Below are 13,332 nucleotides of genomic sequence, written 5' to 3' on the forward strand. Positions count from 1 at the left end.
CGGCCGAAAAGGCCACCGGGTTCGACGGCCGGAGCCCCGGGGTACCCGGCCGCCACGCGGAACCGACCCGCACGGCGACGGAGGGAGCACGGGGCGATGAAGGCAGTGACATGGCAGGGCAAGCGGGATGTGCGGGTCGAGGAGGTGCCGGACCCCAGGATCGAGCAGCCGACCGACGCGGTCATCCGCGTCACCTCGTCCGGACTGTGCGGCTCCGACCTGCACCTTTACGAGGTGCTCACGCCGTTCATGACACCGGGCGACATCCTCGGCCACGAGCCGATGGGCATCGTCGAGGAGGTCGGCGCGGAGGTGACCAACCTGAAGCCCGGCGACCGGGTCGTGGTGCCGTTCCAGATAGCGTGCGGCCACTGCCACATGTGCGGCACCGGACTTCCCACCCAGTGCGAGACCACCCAGGTCACGGGCGAGGGCATGGGTGCCCCGCTGTTCGGCTACACCCGCCTGTACGGCGCGGTGCCCGGCGGCCAGGCCGAGTACCTGCGTGTGCCGCAGGCACAGTTCGGTCCGATCAAGGTGCCCGAGGGGCCGGCCGACGACCGCTTCGTCTACCTCTCCGACGTGCTGCCCACCGCCTGGCAGGCGGTCGAGTACGCGGCCGTCCCGAAGGGCGGCAGCCTCGCCGTGCTGGGCCTCGGCCCGATCGGCGACATGGCGTGCCGGATCGCCCGGCTCAAGGGCGTCGAGAAGGTCTTCGGCGTCGACCTCGTGCCGGAGCGGCTGGAGCGGGCCAGGGCACGCGGCGTGGAGACGTTCGACCTGCGCTCCTTCGACAAGGAGAAGGACCTCGTCGCCGCGATCCAGGACCGGACGGACGGGCGCGGCCCCGACGCCGTGATCGACGCGGTCGGCACCGAGGCGCACGGCGGCGCCGTCGCCAAGCTGGTGCAGCAGGCCGCCGCGGTGATGCCCAGGGCCCTCAGCGGGCCCCTCGCGGAGCGGATGAGCGTCGACCGGCTCTCGGCCCTCTACACCGCGATCGACCTGGTGCGCCGCGGCGGCACCATCTCGCTGTCCGGCGTGTACGGCGGCATGGCCGACCCGATGCCGCTGCTCACGATGTTCGACAAGCAGATCCAGCTGCGCATGGGCCAGGCGAACGTACGCCGCTGGAGCGACGACATCGTCCCGTACCTGACCGACGACGACCCGCTCGGCGTCGACGACTTCGCCACCCACCGGGTGCCGCTGGCCGAGGCGCCGCACGCGTACGAGATGTTCCAGAAGAAGCAGGACGGCGCGGTCAAGGTGCTGATGAAGCCGTAGCGCCCACGGACGTCACGGCCCGCCGAGGATCTCCGCCAGGTCGTACCGGACCGGCTCCTCCAACTGCGCGTACGTGCAGCTCTCGGGAGTCCGGTCCGGGCGCCACCGGCGGAAGCGGGCCGTGTGCCGAAAGCGCGCCCCGTTCTCCATGTGGTCGTACGCCACCTCGGCGACGCGCTCCGGCCGCAGCGGCACCCAGGACAGGTCCTTTTTGCCGGACCACCGGCTGGGCGCGCCCGGCAGGCGGGCCGACTCGTGCGCCGCCTCCTCGGCCCACGCCGCCCACGGATGGTCCCCGGCGTCGTCCATGCGCAGCGGCTCCAGCTCCTCCACCAGCTCTGCCCGGCGCTTCATCGTGAAGGCCGCGCTCACCCCCACGTGCTGGAGGACGCCCCGGTCGTCGTTGAGGCCGAGCAGCAGCGAGCCGACCACGGGGCCGCTCTTGTGGAAGCGGTACCCGGCGACGACCACGTCGGCCGTGCGCTCGTGCTTGATCTTGAACATGGCCCGCTCGTCCTGCCGGTACCGCAGGTCCAGCGGCTTGGCGACGACTCCGTCGAGCCCGGCGCCCTCGTACTGCTCGAACCATCGCCGGGCCACCTCGATGTCGTCCGTCGCCGGAGCCACGTGCACCGGCGGCGTCACCCCGGCCAGCGCCCGCACCAGCAGCGCCCGCCGGTCGGCCAGCCCCACGCCGAGCAGGGACTCGTCGTCCAGGGCCAGCAGGTCGAAGGCGACCAGCGAGGCCGGCGTACGCTCCGCCAGCGTCCGTACCCGGGACTCCGCCGGGTGGATCCGCTCGGTCAGCGCGTCGAAGTCCAGATGCCCCTCCCGCGCGATCACGATCTCCCCGTCCACCACGCACCGCTCGGGCAGCCGCTCCCGCACCGCCGCCACCAGCTCGGGGAAGTACCTGGTCAGCGGCTTGCCTGTCCGGCTGCCCAGCTCCACCTCGTCGCCGTCCCGGAACACGATCGCGCGGAACCCGTCCCACTTCGCCTCGTAGTGCATACCCGGCGGGATCCTCGCCACGGACTTGGCGAGCATCGGCTTCACGGGCGGCATGACGGGGAGATCCATGGTCCGATTCTGTACGTCCTCGCCCCGAGGCGCCTGATATGCGAAGCGGGAGCGCTGCGCCTACCGTGGCTCGCATGGCGGAAGCGGTGGAACTGGAGGCGGGCGGGCGGAGCGTGCGGCTGTCCAGCCCCGGCAAGGTGTTCTTCCCGGAGCGCGGCTACACCAAGCTCGACGTGGCCCGGTACTACCAGGCCGTCGCCCCCGGCATCCTGCGCGCCCTGCGGGACCGGCCCACCACCCTGCAGCGCTACCCCGACGGGGTCACCGGCGAGTGGTTCTACCAGAAGCGCGCACCCAAGGGGATGCCCGACTGGATCCCGACCGCGCACATCACCTTCCCCAGCGGACGCAGCGCCGACGAGATGTGCCCGACCGAGGAGGCGGCCGTGCTGTGGGCCGCGCAGTACGGCACGCTCACCTTCCACCCCTGGCCGGTGCGCCGCGACGACGTCGACCACCCCGACGAGCTGCGCATCGACCTCGACCCGCAGCCCGGCACCGACTACGACGACGCCGCCCGCGCCGCCCACGAACTGCGGGCGGTGCTGGACGAGTTCGGGGGGCTGCGCGGCTGGCCCAAGACCTCGGGCGGACGGGGCATCCACGTCTTCGTGCCGATCGAACCCCGTTGGACCTTCACCCAGGTGCGGCGCGCCGCGATCGCCGTCGGCCGCGAGATGGAACGGCGGATGCCCGACCGGGTCACCATCAAGTGGTGGAAGGAGGAGCGCGGCGAGCGCATCTTCATCGACTACAACCAGACCGCCCGCGACCGCACCATCGCCTCCGCCTACTCCGTGCGCCCCCGCCCCCATGCCCCGGTATCGGCGCCGCTGACCTGGGACGAGGTGGGGGTCGCCCACCCGCAGGACTTCGACATCACGACGATGCCCGCGCGCTTCGCCGAACTCGGCGACGTGCACGCGGGCATGGACGAGGTGCGGTACTCCCTCGACGCCCTGCTGGAGCTGGCGACGAAGGACGAGCACGAGCACGGGCTCGGCGACCTGCCCTACCCGCCCGAGTATCCGAAGATGCCGGGCGAGCCGAGCCGGGTGCAGCCCAGCCGGGCCAGGAAGAAGGCTCCCGGCCCGGACTGAGCCACGACGCCGGGGCCGGCTACAGCTCCTTGATCCGGACGTCCCGGTACGAGACGACGTCCGACGTGCTGTGCACCTGCAGTCCGACGTAGCCGGAGGCGAACCGGCGTCCGTCGGTGCCCGGGTCGTCCGAGCGCTCGGGGTAGAAGGTCTGGCCGCCGATGTTGTCGAACTCGTTGATCAGCACGCCGTTGCGGTAGACCGAGTAGTGCTGGTCCACCACCCGGATCTCGTAGTCGTTCCAGGTGCCCTTCTCCGTCACGCCCGCGCCGGCCAGGCCGACCCGGTCGAAGCCGTAGAGGGAGCCCGTCTTGTACATGTCGCCGGTCGGGCTGTCGAACACCTGCACCTCGTGCCCGTACTTGATGGCGACCCACTCGGGGCGCGACTCCTCCGGGTGGTCGTGCACCTGCGGGAAGCGCACGAAGACGCCGCCGTTGGTGTTCGCGGCGCCCGCCGCGTCGTCCCGCCACTGCAGCTTCAGCGAGAAGTCGCCGTACGTGCGCTCGGGGAACCACAGCATGCCCATGCCGGGCGTGCTGGTGCTGGAGGTGATCGACCCGTCCGCGTTCAGCCCGAACGAACCGCCGCCCACCTGCTCCCACTTGGCGAAGGACTCCTGGCTGCCGTCCATGATGGTGCGGTAGCCCTCGGTCTGGCCGGGCAGACCGATCTTCGACTGCTTGGCGGCCTTGTTGACCGCCTTGACCTCACGCTTGTCGACGACGCCCTGGGCGCGCAGCGCGTCCAGGACGTTCCCGACGTGCTTGAGGAAGAGCGCCTGGGACGTCCACTCCTTCTCGTCCTCGATCAGCTCGTTGATCCGGCACCGGTTGTCGGTGACCCGGTTCGGCACCCCCGAGTCGACCGTGCCGACGATCACCGTGAGGCGTTCGTCGTACTCCGGGCAGGGCGGCGCCGGCACCCCGCCGGCCACCACCGTGAAGCTCACGGTCAGCGGCTCGGAGGTGTTGCCCGCCTTGTCGCTCGCCCGGTAGGCCACGGTGTGCCGGCCCACCCGGTCGACGACCACCGGGGCCGAGTACGCCAGGTAGGGCCCGGCGTCCAGCGAGTACTCCACCGCGGCGACGCCGGAGCCGCCCTCGTCCGCGGCGTTCACGGTCACCTTCGCGCTGCCGACGTAGGCGCCGTCGGAGTTCCTGGTGCCGTCCACGGTCGCGCCGGTCACCGGCGCGGTGGTGTCCTGCGGGGGAGCGGCGGCCACGGTGAAGGCGACGCTCTTCTCCGCCGCGACGTTGCCCGCCTTGTCGGTGGCCCGGTAGCGCACGGTGTGCTCGCCGGTCTCGTGCACCATGACCGGCGCCGTGTACGCCGTCCAGGCGCCGTCGCCGACCGCGTACTCGATGGTGTTGACGCCGGAACCGGTGTCGGAGGCGGTGACGGTCACCGTCGCCATGTCTATGTAGGCCCCGTCGGGGTTCTTCTCGCCGCTGACCGTCGCCGAGGTCTCCGGCGCGGTCGTGTCGTCGGTGTCCGGCGCGGCCACCGCGAACGTGACGCTCTTCTCCTCGGCGGCGTTGCCGGCCTTGTCGAAGGCGCGGTAGCGCACGGTGTGCTCGCCGACCTGGTCGACGACGACCGGCGTGGTGTACGGCTGCCAGGCGCCGTCGGCACCGACGGCGTACTCGATCCGCTCGACGCCGGAGCCGCCCTCGTCGGTGGCGGCGAGCGTCACGGTCGCGGAACCGACGTACGCGCCGTCGGCGTTCTGCGTGCCGCCCACCTCTGCCGAGGTCGCCGGCGCCGTGGTGTCCTCGCCGCCGCCCTCGGTGACCACGAGCACGCCCGTCATCTGGCCGTGGCCCGGGATCGTGCAGTGGTACATGTACTTGCCGGGCGTGAGGGTGACCTCGGCGGTGTGCTTGCCGCCCTCGGAGTCGTTCGGGTTGGCCAGGATGTTCAGCTGGACGTCCTGGTTGTACGCGGGATCGCTGGTCATGAAGGTCAGCGTGTGCGGCATGCCGGTGGTGTTGCCGGTGGCCTCACTGTTCTCGAAGACGATCGTGGCCGGTCCGGCCACCGCCGTCTCGGGCGCCGACACGTACTTGGTGATGTCGTCGCCCGCCGTCCAGGTCAGTACCTGGTCGGCCGCCGCCGCGGCGGGCGCCGCCGCGGGCTGTCCGGAGGCGGACGTCGCCTGCAGACCGAGCACCATCAGCAGGCCGGCCAACAACGCGGCCCACATTCTTCGTCGGCGTATCACTCGGACCCCCTCGCCAGCTGTCCGGCGGCGGGCGTCGGCCCACCGCCCTTGTAGGTGACCCGCCACAGGGCGGACTTGGAGTCCGAGGTGAAGAAGCCGCGGCCGTAGTCCAGGACGTACAGCGCGCCGTCCGGGCCGAACTTCCAGCCCATCAGGTTCTTGATGCCGTCGTTGCCGATCGGCACGATCTTCTTCAGGGACTCCGAGTGCACCGGCAGTCCGCCGTCGCCCTGCGTCTTCGGGTCCATCAGCACCGCGTTGCGCGGCTGGTCGGCGTCGTAGAAGTCACCGACGAACCACTTGCCGTCCCAGTACGCCGGCCACTTGGTGTCGCTGGCGTTGCCGGCGTCGTAGCGGTAGACCGGGCCGTTCATCGCGGCCTGGCCGCCGCCCTTGAGCCAGGGCAGCCGGTAGACGGCCTCGTCCTGCTTGTACGACGGGACACCGTTCTCGTCGCGCGGGAAGTCGGGGCCGCCGCCCTGCGGCGAGTACCAGATGTTGTTGCCGGTCACCGGCGGCAGGTTGACCAGGCCGTCGTTGTTCGGCGACTCGTTCTTCGGGTGGTCGCAGTCGTACCAGCCCAGCGGCTTCGACGGGTCCGGCAGGTTCCGGTCCCGGTACGGCTGCTTGTTGCCCATGCAGTACGGCCAGCCCCGGTTGCTCGCCTTGGTGATGGTGGCGAACGTGTCGTACTTGGCCGGACCCCACGTCGTCGACGGGGCGCCGGCGTCCGGGCCGACCCAGCCCGCGTACAGCGTGTCGGTCTTCTTGTCGACCGAGATGCGCGCCGGGTTGCGGACGCCCATCACGTAGATCTCGCCCCGCGTCTTGCCCCCGCCCTCGGCGGTCTCCTTGCCGGTGAAGAGGTTGCCCTCGGGGAGCGTGTAGGTCCCGTCCGGCTCCGGGTGGATGCGCAGGATCTTGCCGTTGAGGTTGTTGGTGTTGCCGGCGGTGCGGCGCGCGTCGGCGAAGGACACGCCCTTGAAGTTGGGCTCCGGGTTGTTGCCGGAGTAACCGTCGCTGAAGCCGCTGGAGTTGTTGTCACCGGTGGCGATGTACAGGTTCCCCTTGGAGTCCCAGGCCATCCCGCCGCCCGCGTGGCAGCAGCTGTGGATCTGCACCGGCCACTTCAGCAGCACTTTCTCGCTGCCCAGGTCCAGCTTGTTCGTCGCCCGGTCGAGGGTGAAGCGGGAGACCCGCCGCTCGGCCATGTGGGTGTCCCGGTTGATCTGCGCGTGCGGGGTGTAGTGCAGGTACACCCACCCGTTCTCCTCGAACCGCGGGTCCAGCTCGATGCCGAGCAGGCCCTCCTCGACCTTGGTCAGCTCGTCGCCGCCGCCCTTGTTGCCGAAGACGGTCAGCGCGCCGGCGAGGGTGACCTTGTCGGTCTTCGGGTCCCAGACGTGGATCTCGCCGGTGCCCTTGCCGACGTTCGGGTCGTTCCAGTCGGTCACCACGGGGTGGGAGGAGTCCGTGCCGCCGCGGCCGATGTAGAACACCCGGCCGTCGGGCGCGGTGACCAGGCCGTGCGGTTCGCCGATCTGGTCGTTCTGCCCGGGCTGGTTCGGGTCGGTGAGCCGCTCGGCCTTGTAGTTGGCGGTGATGGTCGCCTTGCAGTCGGCCTGCGAGAGGCGGGTCGTCCACAGCAGGGCGCCGCGCAGGTGGTTGCGGAAGTCGGTCTCGTCGTACGACGACACCGTGCCGCCCATACCGGTGTAGAAGGACCGGCCGCCGTCGTAGTCGCGGCACCAGCTGACCGGGTGGTCCGCCCCGTTGGCGCCCGCTCCCGGCGAGTACGTCGACTCGCGCACCCGGGCCACGGTGTGGACCTCGCCGGACGGGTTCTTCTGCCAGTTCAGCCACTCGTCGGGCCGCTTCCACTCCAGCGGCAGGTCCTTGGTGGCCGGATGACGCCGGTCACCGACCTCGACCGTGGCCCGCTGGACCTTGGCCGGAGCACCGGCGGCGGGGCGGGCGCCGACCAGACCGGTGAACCAGTCCGAGTACGGCTCCGCGCGGGCCGCGTCGTGGATGCCGACGAAGCCGCCGCCGGCCTCCATGTACGCCTCGAGCCCCGCCTCCTGAGCGGCCGTCAGCACGTCGCCGCCGCCGGTCAGGAACACGATCGCGTTGAAGCGGCCGAGCCTCTTCTCGTTGGTGAAGACGTTGGCGTTGTCCGTGGCCTCGACCTGGAACTGCTCCCCGGCCGGGCCGGAGAGGCCGATCCGTTCGACGGCCGCGATCCCGGCGTTGACGACCGGTGACTCGTCCCCGGCCGCGGCGGACCCGTAGAAGATCAGCACCTTCACGTTGGAGCCGCCCGGTGGCGACTTGATCGACATCGTTGTCAGAGATGGATCCGGCGCCGGACGTGCGCTGGCGGCAGGGCCGGCCAGCAGTCCCGCGGCGACGAAGGCCGCGGTGGCGCACGCCGCCCAGCCTTTTCTTCTCGCGCTCAACCCTCTCAAGGGCATGGGCACCTCCTCGGTCACGGCAGCAGCGCCAAGGAAGCTAGACCTCTTTGCTCGATTCGCCAATAGGTATGACCGGGATCGAACGAACTTTGTCCTGAGTGTGGATAAACCCGTCGGCAACCGGTACGGTCCCACAGGTTCGTCACAGCCAATCAGACCCTGAGACTGCGCACATTCCTTATCGGCGTGGGGAGTTCGGCATGGACAGGCGAGGCTTCAACCGACGCGTGCTGCTGGGCGGTGCGGCCGCCGCGACATCGTTGTCCATCGCTCCGGAGGTCGCGGGCGCGGCCAACGGGGCCCAGGCCGTCACCGCGCGGACGGCGCCGGCCGGAGGCGAGGTGAGACACCTCAGGATGTACGCCGAGAAGCTGGCGGACGGTCAGATGGGCTACGGCTTCGAGAAGGGCAAGGCGACCGTACCGGGCCCGCTGATCGAGCTCAACGAGGGCGACACGGTGCACATCGAGTTCACCAACACCATGGACGTGCGGGCGAGCCTGCACGTCCACGGCCTGGACTACGAGATCTCCAGCGACGGCACCGCGATGAACAAGAGCGACGTCGAGCCCGGCGGGACCCGCACCTACACCTGGCGCACCCACAAGCCGGGCCGCCGCGACGACGGCACCTGGCGGCCGGGCAGTGCGGGCTACTGGCACTACCACGACCACGTGGTCGGCACCGAGCACGGCACCGGGGGCATCCGCAACGGCCTGTACGGCCCGGTGATCGTGCGCCGCAAGGGGGACGTGCTGCCGGACGCCACGCACACGATCGTCTTCAACGACATGACCATCAACAACCGCAAGCCGCACACCGGGCCCGACTTCGGGGCCACCGTGGGCGACCGCGTCGAGATCGTCATGATCACGCACGGCGAGTACTACCACACCTTCCACATGCACGGTCACCGCTGGGCGGACAACCGCACCGGCATACTCACCGGCCCCGACGACCCGTCCCGTGTCATCGACAACAAGATCACGGGCCCGGCCGACTCCTTCGGCTTCCAGATCGTCGCGGGGGAGGGGGTGGGGGCCGGGGCGTGGATGTACCACTGCCACGTGCAGAGCCACTCCGACATGGGGATGGTGGGCCTGTTCCTGGTGAAGAAGCCGGACGGCACGATCCCCGGGTACGAACCGCACGAGCACGGCGCGGTGGCCGAAGGGACCGGGGAGGCGACGACCGGGGAGGCACCGGCCCACGAGCACGGCGCGGTGGCCGAAGGGACCGGGGAGGCGACGACCGGGGAGGCACCGGCCCACGAGCACGAGCACTGAACCGGCCCCGGCGCCGCCCCGGCGCCGGTCCGGCGTCGGACCGGCTTCGCGCCGGCGGCCTGGCCTCGACCGGTTCCGCGGCGACGGTCCGGCTTCGGCCGGTTCCGTGCGGGCGGTCCGGCTTCGACCGTCTCCGCGCCGGTGGCCCGGCGTCGGACCGGTTCCGCGCCGGCGGTCCCGCCTCCACCGGCCCGCACACGAAGGTTCGGCGTCGGAGGGCCCAGGCGACCCCTCCGCGCAGGGCGTCCCCCGCCCCGACGGCCCGCTTCCGCCCGACGGCCTGCCGCTATCCTGAGCCGCAGCCGCCGAGGAGGAGCCGCCCGTGACCGAGACCGCGCCGCGCCCCACGCTGGAGGCCGTCGCCGAACGCGCCGGGGTCTCACGAGCCACCGTGTCCCGCGTCGTCAACGGATCGCACGGGGTACGGGAGGCACTGGCCGAGCGGGTCCGGCGCGCGGTGGAGGAACTCGGGTACGTGCCCAACCAGGCCGCCCGCTCCCTGGTGACCCGGCGGCACCGGGCCGTCGCCGTCGTCGCCGCCGAACCGGAGACCCGGGTCTTCGCCGACCCCTACTTCGCCCAGCAACTGCGCGGCATCAGCAAGGAACTGACGGCCCACGACAACCAGCTCGTGCTGCTGCTCACCGAGGGCCGCGAGGACCACGCCCGCGTCGGCCGCTACCTGGCCGGCGGGCACGTCGACGGCGCCCTCGTCTTCTCCCTGCACCTCGACGACCCGCTGCCCGGTCTGGTACGCAGCGCCGGTGTGCCGACCGTCTTCGGCGGGCGCCCCGACTGGGACGACGGACGCGGCGGCGTGGTCTACGTCGACAGCGACAACCGCGGCGGGGCCCGCTCGGCCGTCCACCACCTGGCCGGACTCGGCCGCACCCGCATCGCGCACATCACCGGCCCCCTCGACCAGACCTCCGCGGCCGACCGCCTCGCTGGCTTCCGCGACGTCCGGGCGGGCGCCGACCCGGGGCTGATCGCACAGGGGGACTTCACCCCGGGCGGCGGGGAGCGGGCGATGCGGGAGCTGCTCGACCGGTGCCCCGGCCTCGACGCCGTGTTCGCCGCCAACGACCTCACCGCGGCGGGAGCGCTGCGGGTGCTGCGCGAGCGCGGACGACGGGTGCCGCAGGACGTGGCCGTCGTCGGCTTCGACGACATGCTGCCCGTCGCCGAACAGACCGACCCGCCGCTGACCACCGTCCGCCAGGACATCGAGGGCATGGGCCGGCTGATGGCCCGCCTGCTGCTGCGCGGCCTGGACGGCACCGCGGCCGACGACGACACGGAGATCCCGGCGGCCACCGCGCCCGGTGTCGTCCTGCCGACCACCCTGGTCCACCGCGCCACCGCGTGAGCCCGGGCGGTGCGGGGCGGCGCGGAAGGACCCCGCACCCTGGGCCCGGCACCCTTGACCCGGCGCGGGAGGGGCCGGCGCCCTACGCCCCGCGCGGCATCGGCTTGAGCACCGCGAAGCGGGCACCGTACGGGTCGGCGAGCCGGGCGACGCGGCCGACGCCCTCGATGTCCGCCGCGGGCATCAGCACCGTGCCGCCCAGCTCCGTGGTCCGGGCGACCACGGCGTCCGCGTCGTCGACCGCGAAGTAGGGCAGCCATCCGGCGTCGGTGTCCGCCGGGTCCTCGGCGAGCGGGACGACGCCGCCGAACATGGCCTCCTCGCCCTCCCCGACCGGATTGACGCAGGTGTAGGAGCCCCCGGGGAAGGAAACGGCGGAGGTCTCCAGACCCAGCACCTCCCGGTAGTACGCGGCCGCGGCCGCGATGTCCGCCGTGTGCAGCTCGACCCAGCAGAGCGTGCCGGTCTCGCCGGCCACGTCCAGCCCGGCGCGCTGCCCCGGCTGCCAGATGCCGAACGGCACCCCCGCTCGGTCGGCGAGGATCGCCACGGTGCCCTGGCCCATGACGTCCACCGGCTGCAGCAGGACGCCGCCGCGGGCCTGCTCGGAGTTCTCGGCGGCGGCCCCGGCGTCCGGCACCTGGAAGTACACCGTCCAGGACGGCGGACCCTGATCCTGAGGCGTCTGCATGCCGCCGGCCGCGATCCTGCCGTCCAGTTCGAAGAAGCCGTAGCCCCCGGCGTCCGGCCCCGCCGACCTGAACCGCCAGCCGAAGAGGCCGCCGTAGAAGCGCGTGGCGCCGTCGAGATCGGAGGTGCCGACGTCGAGCCAGTTCGGAGCGCCGGTGACGAAACGGGTGGTGAGCATGATCGCCCTCCTCGGAAGGGTCCCGTTGCCTGCACTGACGAGTCTTCCACCGACCACTGACACGCGCTTCCGCGCGCCGCCGTGCACCGCGTCGCGCGGCAGAGGAGCATCCGTACGGGCGGGGGTGCGCAGGCGCGGCGTTGATGCCGCGTTGATCGAACGTTTTTCGCCCCCCGGCACGCTGCTGCCCATGCACATCGAGACGACCGCGGCGCCCGACCTCAGCTGGCAGGAGCAGGCGTTGTGCGCACAGACCGGGGGCGACTTCTTCTTCCCCGAGCCAGGCAGCTCCGTACGCGACGCGAAGCGCATCTGCGCCCTGTGCCCGATCCGCTCGACCTGCCTGGAGTTCGCGCTCAGCAACGACGAGCGCTTCGGCGTCTGGGGCGGGCTGTCGGAGAAGGAACGGATGGCCCTGCGGCGCACCGCGCCCTGAGCTGCCCCGGCCGGAGCGCGACCCGGCCGGAGCGCCGATCCGTCCGTCCCGAGCGCGATCCGCCCCGAGCGCGATCCACCCCGAGCGCGCGGAGCGCCCGGGGCGGGGTTCGGAGCGGGGGGCAGGGGCCGGACCGCTGCCGGGGCCGGGCCGCTGCCGCGGGTCGGGCCTGGTGCGGTCAGCCGGCCGCCCGGGCCGCCATCCGGGCCTTGCGCGCCGCCAGCTTCTCGTCGAACTTGGCGGCCTCGGCGTCCAGGCCGCCCATGTACAGCCCGAGTTCCTCCTGCGCCTGCTGCCCCTCGGGACCGAGGCCGTCGATCTCCATGATCTTCAGGAAGCGCAGGACCGGCTGGATCACGTCGTCGTGGTGGATGCGCAGGTTGTAGACCTCGCCGATCGCCATCTGCGCGGCGGCCCGCTCGAAGCCGGGCATGCCGTGACCGGGCATCCGGAAGTTGACGACCACGTCCCGGACCGCCTGCATCGTCAGGTCGGGCGCCAGCTCGAAGGCCGCCTTCAGCAGGTTCCGGTAGAACACCATGTGCAGGTTCTCGTCGGTCGCGATGCGGGCCAGCATCCGGTCGCAGACCGGGTCGCCGGACTGGTGGCCCGCGTTGCGGTGCGAGATGCGGGTGGCCAGCTCCTGGAAGGCCACGTACGCCACCGAGTGCAGCATCGAGTGCCGGTTGTCCGACTCGAAGCCCTCGCTCATGTGGGCCATGCGGAACTGCTCCAGCTTGTCCGGGTCGACCGCGCGCGAGGCGAGCAGGTAGTCGCGCATCACGATGCCGTGCCGGCCCTCCTCCGCGGTCCAGCGGTGCACCCAGGTGCCCCAGGCGCCGTCGCGGCCGAAGAGGCTGGCGATCTCATGGTGGTAGCTGGGCAGGTTGTCCTCCGTCAGCAGGTTCACCACGAGGGCGATCCGGCCGATCTCGGTGACCTTGGACTGCTCCTTCTCCCAGGGCTCGCCGTCCTCGAACAACCCCGGGAAGTTCCGCGCGTCGGTCCAGGGAACGTACTCGTGCGGCATCCAGTCCTTGGCGACCTGCAGATGCCGGTTGAGTTCCTTCTCGACCACTTCTTCAAGCGCGTACAGCAGCCGGGCGTCGGTCCATTCGGCGGAAGTGCCGAGGTGCGGGGAGACGATCGTCACGGAGAACTCCAGGGGACGTGCGACAGAGCGGAGCAGCCGGCGAGCGGTGCCGGGA

At 71.7% G+C, this 13,332-nt stretch carries 10 protein-coding genes; 5 read left to right on the plus strand and 5 right to left on the minus strand.

Features of this window, described 5'->3' with window-relative positions; translation table 11 throughout:
- Positions 1–96: 96 nt before the first annotated feature.
- Positions 97–1,287: a zinc-dependent alcohol dehydrogenase gene (locus ACIBCJ_RS00340; RefSeq protein WP_362091103.1), complete on the plus strand. Its 1,191-nt coding sequence runs from the start codon at positions 97–99 to the stop codon at positions 1,285–1,287.
- 12 nt (positions 1,288–1,299) lie between these two features.
- Here ACIBCJ_RS00340 and ACIBCJ_RS00345 read toward each other — a convergent pair whose 3' ends face one another.
- On the minus strand, positions 1,300–2,367 hold the full coding sequence (locus tag ACIBCJ_RS00345; RefSeq protein WP_362091106.1) for an ATP-dependent DNA ligase: 1,068 nt from the start codon (positions 2,365–2,367) through the stop codon (positions 1,300–1,302).
- Between the two features lie 74 nt (positions 2,368–2,441).
- On the opposite strand from ACIBCJ_RS00345, the gene ligD reads away from it, so the two are divergent.
- Positions 2,442–3,467: a non-homologous end-joining DNA ligase gene (gene ligD, locus ACIBCJ_RS00350; protein ID WP_362091109.1), complete on the plus strand. Its 1,026-nt coding sequence runs from the start codon at positions 2,442–2,444 to the stop codon at positions 3,465–3,467.
- Positions 3,468–3,486: 19 nt separating this feature from the next.
- On the opposite strand, the gene ACIBCJ_RS00355 is transcribed toward ligD, so the two are convergent.
- On the minus strand, positions 3,487–5,673 hold the full coding sequence (locus ACIBCJ_RS00355) for an OmpL47-type beta-barrel domain-containing protein (RefSeq protein ID WP_365981432.1): 2,187 nt from the start codon (positions 5,671–5,673) through the stop codon (positions 3,487–3,489).
- 14 nt (positions 5,674–5,687) lie between these two features.
- Positions 5,688–8,165, minus strand: coding sequence for a ThuA domain-containing protein (locus ACIBCJ_RS00360; protein ID WP_399281499.1), 2,478 nt, complete (start codon positions 8,163–8,165; stop codon positions 5,688–5,690).
- Between the two features lie 200 nt (positions 8,166–8,365).
- Here ACIBCJ_RS00360 and ACIBCJ_RS00365 point away from each other — a divergent pair, with 200 nt between their 5' ends.
- The gene (locus ACIBCJ_RS00365; RefSeq protein ID WP_365981433.1) at positions 8,366–9,451 is read left to right on the plus strand and encodes a multicopper oxidase domain-containing protein; all 1,086 of its coding nucleotides are present in this window, start codon (positions 8,366–8,368) and stop codon (positions 9,449–9,451) included.
- Positions 9,452–9,773: 322 nt separating this feature from the next.
- On the plus strand, positions 9,774–10,820 hold the full coding sequence (locus ACIBCJ_RS00370) for a LacI family DNA-binding transcriptional regulator (protein WP_365981434.1): 1,047 nt from the start codon (positions 9,774–9,776) through the stop codon (positions 10,818–10,820).
- A gap of 82 nt (positions 10,821–10,902) precedes the next feature.
- Here the strand turns inward: ACIBCJ_RS00370 and ACIBCJ_RS00375 are convergent, their stop codons facing one another.
- Positions 10,903–11,688: a VOC family protein gene (locus tag ACIBCJ_RS00375; protein ID WP_365981435.1), complete on the minus strand. Its 786-nt coding sequence runs from the start codon at positions 11,686–11,688 to the stop codon at positions 10,903–10,905.
- A gap of 190 nt (positions 11,689–11,878) precedes the next feature.
- Between ACIBCJ_RS00375 and ACIBCJ_RS00380 the strand changes: the two genes are divergently transcribed.
- Positions 11,879–12,124, plus strand: a complete 246-nt coding sequence (locus ACIBCJ_RS00380) for a WhiB family transcriptional regulator (protein ID WP_362091126.1) — start codon at positions 11,879–11,881, stop codon at positions 12,122–12,124.
- A 178-nt stretch (positions 12,125–12,302) separates the two neighbouring features.
- Here ACIBCJ_RS00380 and ACIBCJ_RS00385 read toward each other — a convergent pair whose 3' ends face one another.
- Positions 12,303–13,277 carry an acyl-ACP desaturase gene (locus ACIBCJ_RS00385; RefSeq protein WP_365981436.1) on the minus strand — a complete coding sequence of 325 codons (975 nt, stop codon included), beginning with the start codon at positions 13,275–13,277 and terminating at the stop codon, positions 12,303–12,305.
- Between the last annotated feature and the right edge of the window lie 55 nt (positions 13,278–13,332).

Source organism: Streptomyces sp. NPDC051136 (assembly GCF_044455745.1).
Classification (GTDB): Bacteria; Actinomycetota; Actinomycetes; order Streptomycetales; family Streptomycetaceae; genus Streptomyces.